A 19,180-nucleotide genomic window follows, 5' to 3' on the forward strand; every position below is an offset into this window, starting at 1 on the left:
GTTTAGGAGAGTGCGAGACATGCAGCTCAACATTTTCGGACAAACGTTTGAATATCGCAATGATCGATCAGAACTTGAAGCGATGTTCCAAAAAATCTTCTGCATGGTTGCCGAGGCGGATCGGCAATTGAGCCATCTCGTCATCGATGGCGTCGAAGTGTATGACGATTTTGAGACCTATATGGAGGAAAGAATCGATTCCATCCGCACGATTGACGTTGTAGCGGTGACGATCGAAGAATACATACAAGATGTACTCCAGACGATGCATTCGTATTTGATGCGCGCCTTGCCAGAGATTGAGCGCATCATTGATGAGTTTTACCAAACGCCTTCGGAAGATGCGTGGATGCGATTCGAGCAAATGCTGGAAGGAATCCAATGGATCGACCAAGCTCTTTATTGGCTCACCGAACACCCGAAACATTCGCTTGATCGTCAAGCGCTCGCTCGCATCCGGGAAACGCTGGCGGAACAATTGCGGCAATTGCTTCAAGCTGTAGAAGCAGGCGACGCGATTTTGATCGCCGACTTGATCCAGTATGAGATCAAGCCGCTATGGAAGGAAATGACGGAGCATGTCCAAACAAACGTGGTCAACTAAACAGAGACAGCAAAGGCAGTGAACCGAGTTGAGCATTTACACAGGAAAAAAAATCTTAATTATCGGCGGCACGGGAACGATCGGACAACATCTCACAAAAACGCTGTTGCAGCATGAACCGAACGTCATTCGTATTTTTAGCCGCGATGAGCATAAACAGTTTGAACTGGCGCAGGAATTTAAACAACATTCAAAGGTGCTTCGTTATTTAATTGGCGATGTCCGCGACGAAGCGCGTGTGCTGCGGGCGATGGAAGACATTGACTACGTCTTTCATCTTGCCGCAATGAAGCATGTCCCCGCTTGTGAATACAATCCGTTTGAAGCGGTGAAAACGAACATTATCGGCACGCAAAATGTCATTCAAGCCGCATTGAACGCCGGAGTGAAAAAAGTGTTATTTACAAGCACGGATAAGGCCATTTCGCCCACGAACACGTACGGTGCAACAAAACTGGCGGCGGAACGATTAATCGCGGCGACCGAATATCAAAAAGGGCCGAAGCAAACGATTTTCTCTGCGGTGCGGTTCGGCAATGTCATGGGTTCGCGCGGTTCGGTCATTCCATTATTTAAAAAGCAGATTTTAGAAGACCGGGAAGTGACCGTCACCCATATGGACATGCTTCGTTACATGATGACGCCGTCGCAAGCCATTTCTCTCATCTTAAAAGCCAACGAACTGGCTGTAGGCGGAGAAGTGTTCGTGCTGAAAATGCCGGTGGTGGCGCTAAGGGATTTAGTTGAGGTGATGATTGAGGAAGTCTCAAAAAAATATCACATTGCCGAAACGATTAAAATCAAAGAAATTGGCTTGCGTCCAGGGGAAAAAATGTACGAAGAGCTCATGACAGAAGACGAAGCGCATGCGGCATGGGAGACGGAAGACATGTATGTGATCGGGCCTCCTTTCGGCTGGAAACCGCATGCCTATCCGAAGGAATGGAACATCCGCCCGTGTCAAAATCCGTTTCAAGGCGAGATGATTGATAAAGAAACATTGCGCCGTTGGATTTTAGCAGAAGGCTTAATATAGGAGGAACTGTGAGTGATTGGGAGATGAGCATCATGGTGTTGGCAGAGAATCAACGATTTTTGCAAAGCAACTACCCGGCCGTTTGGCAACTGTGGAACCAAATCCAGCATGAGCAAATGTGGCGGCAATATGAAATCATCCCGTCCCATGTTGGTCTGCCGACGATTCAAGTTCATGTGGATGGACGCCCTTTGTATTTGCACAGCAAATACAACCCAGAGCAAGAGGCCGAGCGTCTCGTCCAACAGCTCAAAGACAAAATCGAACAACACGACCATCTTTTCTTTTACGGCATCGGGCTCGGATACCATGTAGAAAAAATCTTATCGATGTTTCCAGATAAGGCGTTCACGATTTATGAACCGAATCCATGGATTTTTTTTCACTTTCTATCATACAAACGGATGACAAAATGGCCGATTCAGCGGCTTCGCTATCTTCATGTGGAAACGGACGAGGCTTCGCGCAAGCAGTTTTTTGCCGAGTTTGCGAATGCGCTGGAGACGAATGTGTTGCTCATTACGTTGCCGAGTTATGAGCGTATTTTCGCCGATCCATTTCAACAATTTGTCCGACAGTTTCGTGATTTAATGCAGTCGAAGCGCATCAATTTGGCGACAGAATTTGCATTTGGAAAACGTTGGACACTAAACAGCGTCATGAATTTGCCGACAACGTTGAGATCACCGAGCATTTTCAGCCGAAAAGAGCATTTTCGTTCCAAACCTGTCTTGCTCGTGGCGGCTGGGCCGTCGCTGCAAGAGGAATATCACAACCTCCGTTATATAAAGGAAAATGGACTGGCTTACATTTTTGCTGTCGGATCGGCGAATCGAGCGCTAGTGGCGAACGGCATCCTGCCCGACGCTGTTTGCACGTATGATCCACAGGCTCATAATTTCGCCGTGTTTTGGGACATGATTGACAAAGGGATCGACGCCAACGTGCCGATGATTTATGGGACAAGCGTCGGATACGAAACGATTCAAAAATACAAGGGGCCAAAGTTTTATGCCGTCACCTCCCAAGATACCGTAACGCCATACTATCTTGACAGCCTTGACAGCAGCGAAGTGATTGATGATGCGTTTTCGATCGCAATCATTACATTGCAAATCTTGGCGAAATTGGAGGCAAATCCTGTCATTCTTGTCGGGCAAAATTTCGCCTTCCGCGACAATTACTATTATGCGAAGGAAATCAAACGGGGAGAAAAACAGACCGCTGAAGTGCTGGAACATGAGCGGCATGGCCTCATGCAAGTGAAGGACGTATACGGCCATCTTGTCACGACGAATGAATCGCTCAACCAAATGCGGCTGTTGATGGAGCATTATATCCAAACATATTCCCAGATGGAAGTCATCAACACAACCAAAGGCGGAGCTCATATTTCCGGGGCGTCATTTCTTCCACTGGAGGCTGTCATCCAAACCCGGTTGACCAAGAAAGTCGTGAATGAAAACTGGCATATCGGCCAAGAAAACAGCCAGATGCAAGGGATGAAAGACAAAATCGGCCGCATGAATCGTGCGATGATCGATTTCATCAAGCGATACAATGAACTCGAAGCGATGCTTCACGAGCTGGAGCAGGCTGCTATTCGAAAAAAAGAAGACAAATTATGCAAATTATTCGCTCGCTTCGATGAGCAGTTTCGCCGTTTGACCCAAAACGACTTTTTTGACGTATACGTACGGCCTGTCGTTCGCGTCTATACGGAAATGTTGCAAAAAGAAGCTCACGAAATCCGAGAAGAGCAAGATCCGATTGTGAAGGCGGACAAAGTGGTCCGGTCGTTCCGCAGCTATTTGCATATATGCCAGCAAGTCTATAACGAAATGGCGCCATTGGTTCAAACGTATCTGCACCCCGCGCTGAAACATAAGGACAATGGATGGAAGAGATACGAAAGCACGTCCAGTGCATTTCACTATAGCGGCCAATGGCGCAAAAAAGAAATCAAAATTCAAAAACAACTGTCAATGGAATCCGACGTGATCGGCGCGTATTACGAAACGAACGAACCGAATGCAACGATCAAGTTTAAGTTTAAAGGGACGGCGATTCGGGTGATTGGGGGGAAGCATGCGGATTGCTCGGATCAATTGCAAATGATGATTGATGGCTATAACAGGAAGTTCTCTGCTAAGGATAGAGGAGTAGAAGGGCGATTTTCTCCGCAATTTGAACAGGTTTTATTTCAAATATCTGGTTTACAAGAAGAGATACACAATGTTGAGATGAAGCTCTTGGGTAATGAATCCTTTATTTTCCAGAGAATAGAATTCAGAGGTTAAAAACTCCTAATTTTAGGGAGCGGAGGGCAAATATTTTCGCTCATAGAATTTTGATGGGAGGAGAAAAGAGGTTGAGCTTGAAAATTTTTTATGGATTAATATCTGTTTGTGGATTAAATACAACCTTTTCAAAAGTTTTTAGAGAAAAGGGATATGATACTAAGTCTGTTTCATTGTTAAAACATTGCTTCGAAAAAGCTGATATTGACTTTGATATTAATAGATTTACTAAACATGAGAAAATAAGAGTTCGTCAAAAAATATTCGAAGAACATAAAGATCACTATGATATTTTTCATTTCTTTTTTGCCCACACATTTCTATATGACCAAAAAGATTTGCCTTATTTGTCGTCTAAAGGAAAAAAATTATTTATGCACCACAATGGAACCGATGTAAGGAGACCTAGTGTATTGGAGAAATTTAATCCGTATGCGAGATTGATGTATAAAAATTTTTTGGTGGATGAGAATGAGGTAGTTAAATACATAAAAAATTGCGCTGAATGGATTCCCGTATCTATCGTCCAAGATTTAGAACTGGCCGAATATGTACAACCCTTCTATGATTACGTAGAGATACTACCTTTACCAATTGATTTGGGATTGGATAAATATCGTATTGAAAATTATGATTATGAACCAATTACCTCAACGCGAAAGAGAAAATTGAAAATTATACATGCCCCAACAAATCGAACGTTTAAAGGAACAGACTATATTGTTGATATTATGAAGAAAGTATGTTTGAAGAGAAACGATATTGAATTTATTTTAATCGAGAATCAAAATCATAATGATTTTCTCAAAGAGCTAGCCAAAGGAGATATTATTATTGATCATCTATTATACGGGACTTACGGAATGTTATCGATTGAAGCAATGGCGTTAAAAAAGCCAGTCATTACTTATATCAACGATTTTGTTAAAAAAGGTTATCCTCATGATCTACCCATTATATCTGCGACGATAGATAATCTTGAAGAGGTTATTGATCAATTAGTAGATGATAAAGAAAAAATGATTCATGTAGGTGATCATGGAAGAAAATATGTAGAGAAGTACCATGACTTGGAGAAGGTTGTTTTACCAAAACTCATAGAAATATATAGGAAATATTAACTTTGTTGGGTGTGTTCACCTAGCGTCAAACATTGCTTTGTAAAAAAACGAAAATAGGAAAGACTACATTGGCCTTGAAAAGATGCGATATCCAAAATGTGATTTAACATTCCCGTTCTTCTATCGGTGATGATTTTTTTCGTTATGGGGGTTATAGGGTTTGTTGCATTGTGTTATTTTTATTTTCTCGAGTTCAGAAGATACGTTTATTCCCTTGCTTTATTTTGTAAATTTAAGGTAGCGTCAAAAGTTCTATGAAAGCTCCACACAAGCCATCCCATGGAGCATCGTAGGGCATGTCGAGAGCCGGATTCGCCCTTGACCAACACCCGCCAAAGGTGCGAAAGGGACGTCAAGGGCGACGGGGACAAAAAAGAGGGCATAGGAAAGCCGCCCTTGCCCTTACTGAATTTTACCTTTGGCGGTGTTCGGTTGGTCAAGGGTTCGCTTCGCCGAATCCGGCAGGTTTTCTCTTCAACGGGCTCCGGAGGACAAAAAAGTCAGGTCGCCTCTTGTTGGAGAAACGCTTGTGCCATGGCGATCAGCTTCGTCCACTTGGCTGGCATATGCGGCAGCTCGGCGAGCTCCGGAATGACGACGGGAACCCGGCCTTCGAGCGCACCATGCGGGCGCAGGAAGTTGAAATACGCCACCAAACAGCGTGACAAAGGAGACCGAGCCTTCTTCCGCGCCAAACCCGTGAGTCGGCCGGCAGCTGCCTTTAAACGTCCGGTTGAATCGCTTGATGATTGGTTTGAGTGGACGGAATTCCTCGGACGCCGGATCCTCATGGGTCAGCCCGATCACCTGGCGGACATCGAACCGGGATCCCGTGCTGGGCGAAGAAGTGCTGTGCCAGCAGGTAAAGGGGATTGCCGTCGACGACAAACGACAAGTCGTCCGGGATGGACGGCAGCTTTCGCAGGACGTCATCACAGGCCTGGATGGCCGAGAGTGTGTCCCGGTTGGGGGAGACGCGATACGACAGCACGATCTTTTTCACCGCGTCGAACATGAAGAACAGGTAATGCCAACGGCCTTTCACCCGAATAGACGTCTCGTCCCCGCAGAACGAGCCGGACAGCTCATACGGGAACCGGTCGACAAAGGGCTTCATCAAGAGCGCGACGCTGTTGGCGTAGTTGAGCACCGTCTGATGTGAGATCGACACGCCGTGAAGGTCCTTCATGGCCGCTGCCGTCATGCAGGAAGACATGCCAAAGTTGACATGGTGCGTCAACACCAGCCCCAGAATGTGCGGCGACGCAGCCAGCCGGGACCAATCGACTTTCGGCTTGACGGGCGATGATGGAGCCACCGGGAGAAAGTCAAACCAAAACTCTCGAAACCAATACCGCACCTTGAAGGCTTGAGGATCCTGTTTGAAACGTTGGCGCTCCTTGTTCGTCATCCGGCGAAGGTTGGCCTGGTAAAACGGGCAGTCGTTGTTCTTGCACTTGTAGATGTTGTATTCTTTGCGTTCCTTGATGTTTTCCAGCGTCTTTTTGCCGTGCGGGCAACGAAAGATCGCTTGCTTGGTGAAGCGGTTCCGGCGGTTGAACCGGCACTGGCACACTTTGCATGGGTATTGCCCGTTCCCGCCATTGTTGGCGTACAGGTAGGAAGAGGGCGCCTGGCAGCGAGGACAGGTCAAGGAATCCGGAACACGGTGTTTTGCCTTCGCCCGGCGCTGAATGGGCCGCAAAGGACGGCCGTGCTGCGCCTCGTAGTCTGCCAACAGCTTCCGGTCATCAAGGGTTTCCGGTGCATCGATGATCGGAAGGTCATCGACCTGGAGTTTCCGGTACGGTTTTCGAATCGGTTCATCCATGTCTTTGCGGCGTAAGGATTTTCCTAATAAGGCCCCAAGTCAATAGACAATGATTGGATGTTGGGTCTTGATGATTTCGAGCCAATAGGCGAATCATTGAGGTAACAAGCTTGTCACTCCTTCTTTGTTTTGGCTGTTGAGTGTGTGGTGGCCTCAATGATGGCCGAAAGCAATGGGGGTGGCAAGCTTTTTTCTTTCAACCGTCGAAATTCAAGGGAAAACCGTGAGTGTGGAGGATAAACTTTTGACAATACCAAATTTAATAAGTAAAGGAGGATATTAATATGATTGGAAGATATAAGGTGCAAAAAAAAATTTTAAATCTATTTACACAACTGTTGGACGGTAAAGATGAGATATTGATTTGGGGTGCGGGAGAGCATACGGTTGCTTTATTTGGCTTTCTGAGAGAAAAAAATATTTCGCTTCATTCTATCCGGGGGATTCTTTCTAGTTATCAAGAATATGAGCAAATAATGGGAATCCCAGTATATTCGCTTCAAGAGGTCCTTGGTTGGATCGACCATATCAAATACATTGTTGTTTCCTCATACTCTTTTCAAAATGAGATTTTGTCAGAGTTAGAAAGAAACGGCCTGCGCTCTAAGGCGTTTGTTTTATATGATATAGAGAAGTTTGATCCATTGTTTTATTGGAAAGTAGGAGAGCAGTTTTATTATAACTATGAAGATATTCCTGATGAACGAATTATTCATGAGGTGAAGTTAGACAATATCGAATTTAAAATGATGCTTAACATAAGGGAGTTTATCCAAAACACAATTTATAATTATGGGTATTATGAAGAAAAGGAAACTCGATTTTTATCACGACAAGTTCAGCCTGGCCAAACTGTTTTTGACTTGGGGGCGAATGTCGGCTATTATACTTTAATGTTTGCTCGGAGAGTTGGAAATAGCGGGGCGGTCCATTGTTTTGAACCGGATAACAAAAATTTTAGACAATTGGTTGATAATATTTATTTAAATCAATTATCAAATGTGGTGGCTAATCAAGTAGCTGTCTCAAATGCTAATGGTTATATGACTTTGTATTCTAACTCCGATGAGAATGGAGGAATGAAATCAATTGTGCAACAATTTGAACACGTTTATGACCGAGAAAGGGTAGAAACTATCTGCTTGGATGATTATGTTAAACGAAACGCGATTGATAAAGTAGATTTTATTAAAGTTGATATTGAAGGAGCGGAAATGCTTGCTTTTCAGGGAGCTGAACATCTCCTCACATCTTCCAAAGCACCAGATATTATGTTAGAAATTAATCCTATTTGTTTATCAAGATTAGGATTTTCCGATATAGAGCTTCAGAAGTTGTTAATTGGCTATGGATATAAAATATACTTGATAGAAGATAATGGAACGTTAAAGCATCTTCCATCGGAAATCGAAACGAGGAAATCTATTAATGTTTTTGCGACAAAAAAAGATTATTGAATTAAAGGGTGTTAATTATGAAAAAGTTGAGAGTGGCAGTCTTGTCAGACAATCCAAGCAATAAAGATCCTAGAGTATGGAGAATGACAAAAACCTTGGTGGAATTAGGATATGAAGCGACGCTCTTTTGTCAAAAAGAAAAAGGTGATCGAGAGTATGATTATGAAGACAATATTCATATTAGGAGAGTATTAGATTATAAGTTAGGCACCTCGGTGTTAATTGATAAATATTTAATAGCACATTTTCAATTGAGAGACGCTTTGCTGAAGGAAGAACGTTTTGATATTTTCCATTGTCATGATCCAGAGACATGGCCAATTGGATATTTAATGGCTAGGGAACAAAAGGCAAAGTGGATAGCAGATTCACACGAGTATTTCCCAGACTATATTGAAAAGCGAAATTATGGGGATGATATAAATAAATATAATACCGCTGTTCAATTAGGAAAAAATCGTGGGAATTATATAAGGTTTGCAGACGGGGTCATAGCTGTCAGTGAAGAAATGTTACATGTTCTTTCCAATGAGTATTCTCTCACCTGCCCTAGGACGGTGATTTTTAATACTCGTTATTCCTCACATATAGTGACTAAATCCAAACAACAAACACGCCAAGAGCTTGGACTCAGTGAAGAGTGTAAATATTTTGTGTTTGCCGGAAACATTATGCCAGATAGAGGCATTGATACGATTATTGAAATGATTAAGATGATGCCAGGTCACTTTCGGCTCATTATTATTGGTGATGGTTTGTTGGATAATTATGTAAAAGAAGAGCATAAACAATCTCATAAGATTATCTATTTAGGTAGATTAGAATACACAGATTTAATTAAATATGTTTATGCTTGTGATGGTTACTTGTATTTTCCGCATCACTATGGACAACATGTATTGAGAAATTACAAATACGCTATTCCGAATAAATTATTCGATGCTATCTTTTCTGATATCCCTTTTTTTACATATGATGGGTTTGCTTTCTCTGAGATTGTCAAAAAATTTCGTGTAGGGATTACTTATCCAATTGGGAAGGACATAGCGTCCATTGCTGACGATATTGTTAATAAGTTAAATAACAATGTTTTTTCGAAAGAATCTTTCGAACATGCTAAAGCATACTATTCATGGGAAAATCAGAAACATAAGTTGGATTGTTTATACAAGGATATTTTTAGAGAGGAACTGAAATAATGAGGAGAAAGGATGGGGACTTTTGTGGGGAAATTTCTGTATGGGGTGATAAATAATGACTACTATTTGCGCAGTTGTTCCGTCCTTTAACTCAGAGTTGCATATTGAACAGACCATTGACAGCCTTTTAAATCAGACAAAGCCGCTCCATAAAATCGTTATTGTAGATGATGGCAGTCAGGATGGTACGTTAGAAATCATTGATGGCATGATACGGGAAAACAAAAATATAGAGTTGATTCAATTGAAACAAAATTTAGGCCCTTCCTATGCACGAAATATTGGGGTTGAGCATGCAGACAGTGATTGGATCCTATTTATGGATTCCGATGATATAGCTCATCCGCTATTAATTGAAGAGCTTCAAGCACATTTGGAACGTTTGAATCGAACAGGTGATCAGCCAGAGTATTTCCTTGCTCATCCCAACTATCGCCATATTGATGAACATGGGAATGTGATAGATAATTTAAACTACGGTCGTCCATATAGAAAAGAGGAAGCTTTGGGATTTCTGCTATTAAGGAATACAATCGCGACAAGCGGTACCTTAGTGAATCGGGAGTTGTTTCGAAAAGTAGGTGGATTCAATACTGAATATCGTTATGCAGAAGATTGGGATTTATGGTTGCGAATGAGTGAACATAGCGGAGTCGCCCATATCAATAAACATTTAGTTGATATTCGAAGACATTCTCGTAATTTATCTGCGAGTATGTCTACCATGCATGAGTATGAAAAAAAAGTGCTATTATCTTATTCATTAGAGAAGATAAAAGAAGCGATCTTTAGAAGGACGCAACTTTCTCCTAAGCAGAATATGTGTGATTATGTTTCTATTCTTTTTCGTTTAGACAAATGGGAGGAAGGCTATACAATTATACAAGAGTTAAAAGATAATGATTGTAATTATGAGCAGCTCTTATTTTTAGAGGGGATTTATTTTCTGAAGACCGAGAGCGCAATAGAAGCTGAGAAAAGATTTGCAGAGATACTTAACATTAACCAGTGTGAAGGGGCATCTTTAAATAATTTAGGAGCTGTGAAGTTAATCAGAGGAAAAGTAGAGGAAGGGAGGAATTTGCTGCTAAGAGCTTTAGAACTTTACCCTAATTATTTAGATGCTCGTTATAATCTTCAGTCGCCCCCCCCTTATACTTGGAAATCGCTGAAGTTTACATGGAGAAAATTACGTTCTAAATTAATCTCTTATGATCAGCAATAAATCTTTTTCTAGAAGGTCGGTGATTTAAGAGAAAACACTGCTCTCTAACCGTGTTTCTTAAATTAAAAAAACTTTCATAAACACCACTTAATTCCTTACGATTTCTCACAAATCGAGCGAATATATTGTTTTTCACCGGACTTCTAGACTCTTCATCAAAAGTTGTACTTGACTGTTTCGCAACATGTCTTCTTTACGCCTATAAGGATATAAGGAAGAATCAGCAAATGAAATGTTTGATTCATGACAGTTCAAAAAAACGCCCTTCTTATCAAGTATACGTTGTGGCGATGAACCTTTTTCTATGGATTTTGGAAGTGTGTTCTAATACTATCACAAGGGCTGGAGTAACTGATGAGCTACAAAGGATACATCTTCGACCTCGACGACACGCTATATTGCGAACACGATTACGTCAGATCTGGATTCTGGACGGTGGCGAATGAGCTGGCGAATCAGCGTCCGGATATAGGGGTAAGCCGCATTTATCAAATACTGATCCATGAATGGCAGCGAAACGGGCGTGGCCGGGTGTTTGATCATGTATGCAGCCGGTTAGGGATTGATGTCAGTATTCCTGATCTAGTCCGTCTTTACCGCAAACATCAACCTGTCATTTCTTTATATGATGATGCGAAAGAGGTTTTGGTCTATTTAAAAAGAAAAGGCAAAAAGCTGGGCTTGATTACGGACGGGAATTCGGTGGCGCAATGGGCCAAAATTAAGGCGCTTCATCTTGAACCGTTGTTTGATTGCATCATTGTGACGGGGGATTTAGGGGAAGAGCATTGGAAACCAAGTGAGACGCCTTATCGAAAGATGGCCGAGCGTTTGGGGTTGAATTTTCGCGATTGCGTATACATCGGTGATAACCCAAATAAGGATTTTATTGCCGCCAGACGGCTCGGGATGGGGACAGTGAGGATTGTTCGGGATGTTGGCGATCATATGCGAACGAAGTTGGGGGTCGAATACGAAGCCGATATGACGATTCGTTCGTTGACAGAATTGATTGACAAGCGTTTGTAAGTCGACTAAGGAGCGTCATCGGCTCTTTTTCCCCTGTTTGGTGAGAGAGGTGGTTCGTATCAACGTCTTGGTGACCAGCATTTCGAAAAAGGTTCCTTTGCTTCAAGCGGTTCGACGCGCGATGAAGAAAATGGGAATGTCAGGGATTCTGATTGGCGCTGATCGGAATGGAAATTGTATTGGGAAATATTTTGTCGATGAATTCTGGCCAATGCCTTCTTTAGAGCATTTCACTGTTGAAGAATTCATTTCGATTTGTCGCAAGAAGCAGATCCGCTTCATTATACCGACAAGGGATGGAGAGCTTCCCTTCTTCTCTGCTTATCGTCAAGTGTTTCAAGAGAATGGCATCGTTGTCATGGTGTCTGAACAACATGCCGTTGACATTTGTCTTGATAAGCTACGGTTTTATGAGGTGCTCTCCGCTCATGGATTTCCTGTCGTTCCGACGGCGCTTTCGCTGGAAGAACTGAATGATGGTGATTATGTTGTGAAGGAACGTTATGGAGCGGGAGCGAGAACCATAGGGCTTTGCTTAACGAAAGAAAAAGCACATCGGCATGCCCAAAAGCTGGAGGCCCCTGTTTTTCAGCCTTTTATTCCTGGAATAGAAATGAGTATCGACCTTTATATGACCCGTGCAGGAAAGGCAAAGGGGGCGGTGGCTCGAAAAAGAGACTATGTCATAAACGGGGAGTCGCAAATTACGACAACGATCAGAAATGAGAAATTGGAAGACTTGTGTATCGGTGTTGCCACATATTTAGGGCTGTACGGGCATGCGGTGATGCAGGTGATCATCGATCATGAGGGGCAGTTTCATCTCATCGAATGCAACCCCCGCTTCGGTGGAGCCTCAACGGTAAGCCTCGAAGCCGGTTTGGACAGTTTTTATTGGTTTTTGCTTGAGTCGCAAGGGGTGAATTTGGACGATTATCCTTTTAACCGTTCACTGAAGGAGAAGAGGCAAATTCGGTATCCAGCCGATTTCGTCATCGATTTGTAAAGGAGGATTCAGTTGAAAACGATTATCATCATTCAAGCTCGGATGGGGTCATCTCGGTTGCCTGGCAAAGTGCTGATGCCTCTTGGCAACACGGTTGTGTTGGACTATGTTGTTTCGCGGTGCCAACAAGTAGAAGAAATTGATGAAGTGGTGGTTGCGACGTCCACTCTGATGCAAGATGATGCGATTGAAAATTGGTGCCAGAAACGCCATGTATCTTGTTTCCGCGGCTCAGAGGGCGACGTGCTTGCCCGCTATTACGAGTGCGCTAAGCCTCATCAGCCCGATTATGTCATTCGCGTGACGGCGGATTGCCCTTTTGTTGATTTTGAACTAGCCAATCAAGTTGTTGCGGCCATGAAGGCTGAGCCATCTGATATCGTCATGGTGGAAGGAGAGCTGCCGCGCGGTCTAGTGGTTGAAATGGTGTCGTTTTCCGCGCTCGAATACATTTATCATCATGGGAAAGAGCCGCGTCATCGTGAGCATGTGACGTACTACGCCTATGAATTTCCGAGTGAATTCCGCCGCACCTATGTTCAAGCGCCGAAAGACATTTGTCAACCGCAGTTGCGCATCACGTTGGATACCGAAGAAGACTATCAATTGTGCGCGGCCGTTGCGAACCATTTCAAAGGGAATCGGCTCGTTCGTTCGAGCGAGGTCGTTCAGTTTTTACTGGCTCATCCCGATGTGGCCAAACTCAACGCCCACGTTCAGCAAAAACCGGTGGTGTAAAATGTGTACGCGGAGGCAAAGCGATGAGTCATCAAAATAAAACGATTGTCCTTTATAATGGGCAAAGTCAGTATGGTGTGCTTCGATATTTTATTCAAGATCTCGCTGCAAGTTTTCAACAACTTGGTTTTGAAGTGAAAATTATAGATCTTCTAGCATCTTCATGGATAGCAGAACTTGAAAGAGTTTTAAAAGAAAAAGATGTATTTTTCTTCTTCTCAATGAATGCCATGGGGATTGACATAAAGGTTGGAGATCAGTCGTTATATGACCATTTAAATATTCCATTATTCGCCTTTTTAGTTGACCATCCTATGTATCATATAAATCGATTAAACCAAGGGGTAAAAAATCTCATTGTTTCGACTGTGGATCAAACCCATCTTTCATTTCTAAGAACCTTTTTGAATGGAGTATATTCCAAAGTTTTTATTCCTCATGGTTCTTCGTATCATGAGGTTTCTGTTTCAAGTAAGACAATAGAAGAGAGAAAGATCGATATTTTATTTGTGGGGACGTTTACAAATCCAGATCACTTCCGAAAACAGTGGACAGACTGTGATAAGTATATCGGTAAATTGTTTGATGCAATTATGGAAAAATATTTATATACTCATAATCAAACGTTAATTGATATAGCTGAGAGTGTATTTGTCGACTATGGAATTGATCAGGAATATATGCATCACGTTAACTTTTGGAGTCATCTTGTGAATGTAGATTTGTATATACGAAATAGGAGAAGAATGGAAGCGGTTTTGGAAACGGCCAAGTTGGATGCTAGATTTGAAGTATATGGGAATGGATGGGAAACTTTATTCACTAATCATCATTCCATAAAGTTGAATCGGGCTATTGGTTTTGGAGATGTATATGAGAAGATGAAGGACTCCAAACTTGTTCTGAATGTTTTGCCCAATTTCGTTCACGGTGGTCATGAGAGAATTTTTACGACTATGCTAAATGGATCCGTTAGTTTGACAGACAACAATCTATTTTTGGAAAGTGAATTTAAGGACGGAGAGGATCTTCTTTTGTACTCTTTTACTCCATATCCTCATGCTAGGATACAGTCATTTTTGGACAATAAAGTAACGTTGCAGAAGATTGCTGAGAATGGAAGAAAGAAAGCGATGGAAAAGCATACTTGGTTGGCAAGAGCGGAAAAAATTATTGAAACGGTTATTTATCACAAACATTTTATGGCTTGAATGGGTAGAGGCGAATAGGATCATGCGTATTTTATTCCGTGTCGACTCATCGTCTGCGATCGGCACCGGCCATGTTATGCGCTGTTTGGCATTGGCGAGGATGCTGAAAGAAGCCGGTTGTGCCGTTTATTTTGCGATGAGGGTAGGCCCAGGGGATTTGTGCGATGAGGTTGAAAATAAAGGGTTTCCTGTGTTTCGCCTTGTTTACGAGGGACCTGTTGTACAAGAAGTCGATGCCAAGTGGACGATTGAGGTGATCCGGCAGTTGCTCCAACCGCTCGACTGGTGCATTGTCGACCATTATGAGCTTGATCGCCGCTGGGAAGAAAAAGTGAAAGCCTATGTCGGCCATGTGATGGTGATGGATGATTTAGCGAACCGACCTCATCAATGTGATATTTTGTTGGATCAAAACTATTACCAACAGGCGCAACAGCGGTATCATGGACTTGTGCCGCCAGGCTGCCGTCTATTGTTAGGCCCGCAATATATGTTGTTGCGGCCGGAATTTTATGAAGCCAAAAAATTCGTAAGCCTTCGTAGTGGCCAAGTGCAACGGATACTCCTATTTTTTGGCGGCAGCGATCCGACGAATGAAACAGAGAAAGCGTTGCATGCTTTCAGGGAGTTGGATGCTCTTGATGTGGAAGTTGACGTTGTGGTAGGTAAAGCCAATTTGAATCGTTTTCGCGTGGAACAATTCTGTCGTGAAATAGGATTTCGTTACCATTGTCAAATTGATTACCTTGCCGAACTGATGGCAAAGGCGGATTTTTCGCTTGGAGCTGGCGGCGCGTCGATGTGGGAACGTTGCTTTCTCGGCTTGCCCTCTGCGGTGACAATCGTTGCTGAAAACCAAAGGCGATCGACGGAAGACGCCGCCGCGTACGGAGCCGTTTGGAATATAGGTTGGCATGCAGATGTAAAATCGGCTGATTATGCCGATATAGTGTATAGAGCGATTGCTTCACGGGAACAACTGAAGCACATGAGCCGCAAAGCGCTCGAATTGGTGGGGAGTACAAAAGCGTCTATCGTACATCCGGTCGTGGAGGCGCTATTGGAGGGATGATCCATTGATCAAAGACATTCAAATTGGCCATCGTCTTATTGGGCCGAATCATAAACCGTTTATTATTGCGGAAATGTCCGGCAACCATAATCAATCGTTGGAAAGAGCGTTGGCCATCGTGGAAGCAGCAGCGCGGGCAGGCGTCGATGCGGTGAAATTGCAGACGTATACGGCGGATACAATGACGCTCGATATGGACGAAGGAGATTTTTTTATTGATGACCCCGATAACCTTTGGCAGGGGAATTCGCTTTATAAGCTCTATCAGGAAGCTTACACGCCTTGGGAATGGCATGAGCCGATTTTTCAGCGTTGTCAAGAATTAGGGCTTATTGCGTTCAGCACCCCTTTTGATGAAACGGCCGTTGAGTTTTTAGAGGAACTGAATGTGCCTGCCTATAAAATCGCCTCGTTTGAAAATACGGATTTGCCTTTAATCCGCAAGGTTGCCGCAACAGGGAAACCATTAATTATTTCAACAGGGATGGCGACAGCGGCGGAGTTGGACGAAACGGTTAGAGCGGCGAGAGAATCGGGTTGCCGTGATCTCATTTTATTAAAATGCACAAGCACATATCCCGCGACGCCAGAGAACTCACATTTGGCGACGATTCCGCATATGAGAGAGCTGTTTCAATGTCAAGTCGGACTGTCCGACCATACGATGGGCATTGGGGTCAGTGTCGCCGCTGTTGCGTTCGGCGCCACTGTCATTGAAAAACATTTTACTCTTTCGCGCGCAGAAGGAGGAGTAGATGCAGCTTTTTCCATGGAACCGCATGAAATGGCTGCATTAGTGATCGAAACGGAACGGGCTTGGCAAAGCATCGGCCATGTTCAATATGGCCCTACGGACGCGGAGAAAGCATCATTGAAACATCGGCGGTCGTTATACATTGTGCAAGATATGAAGGCAGGCGAGACGTTGACGAAGGAAAACGTCCGCGCGATTCGTCCTGGCAATGGATTGCCACCGAAATATTTCGACCAGTTGCTTGGAAAAACCGTGAAACGCGACGTGAAAAAAGGAACGCCGGTGACATGGGATTTATTATGGTAAGGAGTGATCCGTATGAGAATATTGTTGACAGGCGGTGCGGGATTTATTGGGCGCGCCGTGGCGAAACGGCTACTTGACGATGGGCATGATGTCTGGATTGTGGATGACCTTTCGAATGGGCGGGAAGAAAATATTTCCGAGTTTCGCCATCATCCGAATTTGAAGCAATTCATCGTCGGGGATATCAAAGACGAACGTTTGCTTGCACAGCTTTTTCGTGAACATGAATATGATCTTTGCTACCACTTAGCGGCGTCGATTAATGTGCAAGATTCCATTGATGATCCAAGAACAACGTTTTACAACGATACGATTGGAACGTTTTATCTCCTTGAACAATGTCGGAAGCATCGAACCAAATTGGTTTTTATGAGCACATGCATGGTGTATGACCGTTGCTATCATGAAACAGGGATTGCCGAAACTCACCCGACCAAGCCGGCTTCGCCGTATGCTGGAGCGAAAATTGCGGCGGAAAATATGGTGTTGTCTTATTTCTATGCTTATCACCTGCCCGTTGTAGTTGTGCGTCCGTTTAATACATATGGTCCTTATCAAAAAACGAGCGGCGAAGGCGGGGTTGTCGCCATCTTTATTCGGAAAAAATTGATGGGGGAGACGTTGCAAATTTACGGCGATGGCACGCAAACACGCGATTTATTGTATGTGGACGATTGTGCGCGATTTGTTGTTCAGGCAGGCTATTCAGACAAGGTGAACGGGGAAATCGTGAACGCTGGATTAGGCCGGGACATTTCGATCAATGATTTGGCCAAGCTCATCGTGGGCGATGAAAAGCGGATTGAGCATGTTCCCCATATTCACCCACAGAGCGAGATTCAGAAGTTGTTATGCAATTATGAGAAAGCCAAACGGCTGTTAGGCTGGGAACCGAAAGTGTCTCTTGAAGAAGGGATTCAAAAGACGGAAGAATGGATCAAAACGAGCCGCCTGATGTAGTCGGGTGGCTTTTCTTCGTCGAGATGTCAAGGAGGAAATGAAGCATGAAGTTAGCCATCCATGGGGGGACTCCTGTGCGTGAATCTTTTTTATCTTACGGACAGCAATGGATTGATGAGGATGATATTGAAGCGGTGGTGGAGACATTAAGAAGCCCTTTTATTACACAAGGGCCGAAAATTCAGCAATTTGAAGAATCGATCGCCCGATACGCCGGCGCAAAATACGCAGTGGCATTTGCCAATGGAACAGCCGCTTTACATGGCGCTTGCTTTGCCGCTGGCATCTCTCGGGGAGATGAGGTGATTACGACCCCGATTACCTTCGCAGCCAGCGCCAACTGTGTTCTGTATGTTGGCGGAACACCTGTGTTTGTGGATATTGACGAAAAAACGTACAATATCGATCCAAGCCGGATTGAGAAGGCCATCACTTCGCGCACGAAGGCGATTATTGCCGTTGATTTTACAGGCCAGCCTGCCGATTTAGATCCAATTCGGGAAATCGCCAGAAAATATGGTCTCGTCTTCATCGAAGATGCAGCTCATTCTCTAGGTTCGTGTTATAAAGGAAAGAAAGTAGGCTCGTTGGCCGATATGACGATGTTCAGCTTTCATCCTGTCAAGCATATTACGACTGGTGAGGGAGGGATTATTGTCACTGACGATGAGGAGTATTATCATAAATTAAAACGCTTTCGTACGCATGGGATTATAACAGAAAATGTAAACAATGATGAAGGGCCTTGGTATTATGAGATGGTGGATCTCGGCTACAATTACCGAATGACGGATTTGCAAGCAGCGCTTGGGCTCAGCCAGTTGACAAAGCTTGATGCATTTGTGCAGAAACGGCGAGAAATTGCTGCGATCTATAATGAGGCGTTTTCTAACGTTCCTGGTGTACGCATTCCTTATCAACTTCCATATGTTGACTCTAGCTGGCATTTATATGTGCTTCAGTTGCAATTGGGGCATTTCCGTGTTGGGCGTAAAGAGATCTTTGAAGCGTTGCGGGCAGAAAATATCGGTGTGCACGTTCATTACATTCCAGTTTATTTTCACCCTTATTATCAACGATTAGGATACAAGAAAGGAATTTGCCCGGTGGCGGAAAAGTGGTATGAAGGGGCGTTAACGATTCCCATTTTTCCGAAAATGAGCGAATATGATATTCGAACGGTTATAGAAGGGGTAAACAAAGTGCTCTCCTTTTATCGAAAATAACGAGGTTTGCCGCCTGGTTTTTATGTGATGGAAGCAGCTTTCTGAGTTTTTATTGGTGATCGCGGCAGGAAATGGCGATGGGAATGGAGAAAGGAAAAATACGGT

The 19,180-nt window shown here is 43.6% G+C and carries 15 protein-coding genes and 1 pseudogene; 15 read left to right on the forward strand and 1 reads right to left on the reverse strand.

All coding sequences use genetic code 11. The features are described from left to right. Nucleotides 1–19 precede the first annotated feature (19 nt). The 4 genes from T260_RS133335 to T260_RS133320 all read left to right on the forward strand — a co-directional run bounded on the left by T260_RS133335 (nucleotide 20) and on the right by T260_RS133320 (nucleotide 5,061). Complete coding sequence (locus T260_RS133335) at nucleotides 20–604, forward strand: DUF8042 domain-containing protein (protein ID WP_023633646.1); 585 nt, start codon at nucleotides 20–22, stop codon at nucleotides 602–604. Between the two features lie 28 nt (nucleotides 605–632). Beyond that, nucleotides 633–1,640, forward strand: coding sequence for a UDP-N-acetylglucosamine 4,6-dehydratase family protein (locus T260_RS133330; protein WP_023633647.1), 1,008 nt, complete (start codon nucleotides 633–635; stop codon nucleotides 1,638–1,640). A gap of 32 nt (nucleotides 1,641–1,672) precedes the next feature. After that, nucleotides 1,673–3,940 carry a motility associated factor glycosyltransferase family protein gene (locus tag T260_RS133325; RefSeq protein WP_023633648.1) on the forward strand — a complete coding sequence of 756 codons (2,268 nt, stop codon included), beginning with the start codon at nucleotides 1,673–1,675 and terminating at the stop codon, nucleotides 3,938–3,940. Between the two features lie 71 nt (nucleotides 3,941–4,011). Next, nucleotides 4,012–5,061, forward strand: coding sequence for a glycosyltransferase family protein (locus T260_RS133320; protein ID WP_023633649.1), 1,050 nt, complete (start codon nucleotides 4,012–4,014; stop codon nucleotides 5,059–5,061). Between the two features lie 500 nt (nucleotides 5,062–5,561). On the opposite strand, the pseudogene T260_RS01000000137880 reads toward T260_RS133320, so the two are convergent. Then, nucleotides 5,562–6,967 (reverse strand): annotated as a pseudogene (locus tag T260_RS01000000137880) (IS6 family transposase). A gap of 209 nt (nucleotides 6,968–7,176) precedes the next feature. On the opposite strand from T260_RS01000000137880, the gene T260_RS133315 reads away from it, so the two are divergent. From T260_RS133315 to pseC, 11 genes are all read left to right on the forward strand, one after another. After that, the gene (locus T260_RS133315; protein ID WP_023633650.1) at nucleotides 7,177–8,349 is read left to right on the forward strand and encodes an FkbM family methyltransferase; all 1,173 of its coding nucleotides are present in this window, start codon (nucleotides 7,177–7,179) and stop codon (nucleotides 8,347–8,349) included. A 17-nt stretch (nucleotides 8,350–8,366) separates the two neighbouring features. Further along, nucleotides 8,367–9,548, forward strand: a complete 1,182-nt coding sequence (locus tag T260_RS133310) for a glycosyltransferase family 4 protein (protein WP_023633651.1) — start codon at nucleotides 8,367–8,369, stop codon at nucleotides 9,546–9,548. Between the two features lie 55 nt (nucleotides 9,549–9,603). Next, nucleotides 9,604–10,773: a glycosyltransferase gene (locus T260_RS133305; protein WP_023633652.1), complete on the forward strand. Its 1,170-nt coding sequence runs from the start codon at nucleotides 9,604–9,606 to the stop codon at nucleotides 10,771–10,773. A gap of 354 nt (nucleotides 10,774–11,127) precedes the next feature. Next, on the forward strand, nucleotides 11,128–11,802 hold the full coding sequence (locus tag T260_RS133300) for an HAD family hydrolase (protein WP_023633653.1): 675 nt from the start codon (nucleotides 11,128–11,130) through the stop codon (nucleotides 11,800–11,802). Nucleotides 11,803–11,839: 37 nt separating this feature from the next. Beyond that, on the forward strand, nucleotides 11,840–12,808 hold the full coding sequence (locus T260_RS0119890) for an ATP-grasp domain-containing protein (protein WP_031212452.1): 969 nt from the start codon (nucleotides 11,840–11,842) through the stop codon (nucleotides 12,806–12,808). A gap of 12 nt (nucleotides 12,809–12,820) precedes the next feature. After that, a complete protein-coding gene (locus tag T260_RS133295) occupies nucleotides 12,821–13,546 on the forward strand; it encodes a cytidylyltransferase domain-containing protein (protein WP_023633654.1) in 726 nt (241 codons plus the stop codon). Between the two features lie 23 nt (nucleotides 13,547–13,569). Beyond that, nucleotides 13,570–14,757 (forward strand): glycosyltransferase family protein, encoded by a 1,188-nt coding sequence (locus tag T260_RS133290; protein WP_023633655.1) that lies wholly within the window; start codon nucleotides 13,570–13,572, stop codon nucleotides 14,755–14,757. Beyond that, nucleotides 14,663–15,829, forward strand: a complete 1,167-nt coding sequence (gene pseG / locus T260_RS133285) for a UDP-2,4-diacetamido-2,4,6-trideoxy-beta-L-altropyranose hydrolase (protein WP_236620417.1) — start codon at nucleotides 14,663–14,665, stop codon at nucleotides 15,827–15,829. The genes T260_RS133290 and pseG overlap by 95 nt, the downstream gene beginning before the upstream one ends. 4 nt (nucleotides 15,830–15,833) lie before the next feature. Then, on the forward strand, nucleotides 15,834–16,889 hold the full coding sequence (gene pseI / locus T260_RS133280) for a pseudaminic acid synthase (protein ID WP_023633657.1): 1,056 nt from the start codon (nucleotides 15,834–15,836) through the stop codon (nucleotides 16,887–16,889). A gap of 12 nt (nucleotides 16,890–16,901) precedes the next feature. Further along, nucleotides 16,902–17,849, forward strand: a complete 948-nt coding sequence (locus tag T260_RS133275; protein WP_023633658.1) for a dTDP-glucose 4,6-dehydratase — start codon at nucleotides 16,902–16,904, stop codon at nucleotides 17,847–17,849. 44 nt (nucleotides 17,850–17,893) lie between these two features. Beyond that, nucleotides 17,894–19,075, forward strand: coding sequence for a UDP-4-amino-4,6-dideoxy-N-acetyl-beta-L-altrosamine transaminase (gene pseC / locus T260_RS133270; protein WP_023633659.1), 1,182 nt, complete (start codon nucleotides 17,894–17,896; stop codon nucleotides 19,073–19,075). Nucleotides 19,076–19,180: the final 105 nt, after the last annotated feature.

Source organism: Geobacillus thermopakistaniensis, assembly GCF_000498995.1.
Lineage (GTDB): Bacteria > Bacillota > Bacilli > Bacillales > Anoxybacillaceae > Geobacillus > Geobacillus thermoleovorans.

Coding starts and splice junctions, on each gene's coding strand:
- T260_RS133335 (WP_023633646.1), top strand. CDS start 20: ATGCAGCTCAACATTTTCGGACAAACGTTTGAATATCGCAATGATCGA.
- T260_RS133315 (WP_023633650.1), top strand. CDS start 7,177: ATGATTGGAAGATATAAGGTGCAAAAAAAAATTTTAAATCTATTTACA.
- T260_RS133325 (WP_023633648.1), top strand. CDS start 1,673: ATGGTGTTGGCAGAGAATCAACGATTTTTGCAAAGCAACTACCCGGCC.
- pseC (WP_023633659.1), top strand. CDS start 17,894: ATGAAGTTAGCCATCCATGGGGGGACTCCTGTGCGTGAATCTTTTTTA.
- pseG (WP_236620417.1), top strand. CDS start 14,663: ATGGAAGAAAGAAAGCGATGGAAAAGCATACTTGGTTGGCAAGAGCGG.
- T260_RS133300 (WP_023633653.1), top strand. CDS start 11,128: ATGAGCTACAAAGGATACATCTTCGACCTCGACGACACGCTATATTGC.
- T260_RS133275 (WP_023633658.1), top strand. CDS start 16,902: ATGAGAATATTGTTGACAGGCGGTGCGGGATTTATTGGGCGCGCCGTG.
- T260_RS133305 (WP_023633652.1), top strand. CDS start 9,604: ATGACTACTATTTGCGCAGTTGTTCCGTCCTTTAACTCAGAGTTGCAT.
- T260_RS133310 (WP_023633651.1), top strand. CDS start 8,367: ATGAAAAAGTTGAGAGTGGCAGTCTTGTCAGACAATCCAAGCAATAAA.
- T260_RS133290 (WP_023633655.1), top strand. CDS start 13,570: ATGAGTCATCAAAATAAAACGATTGTCCTTTATAATGGGCAAAGTCAG.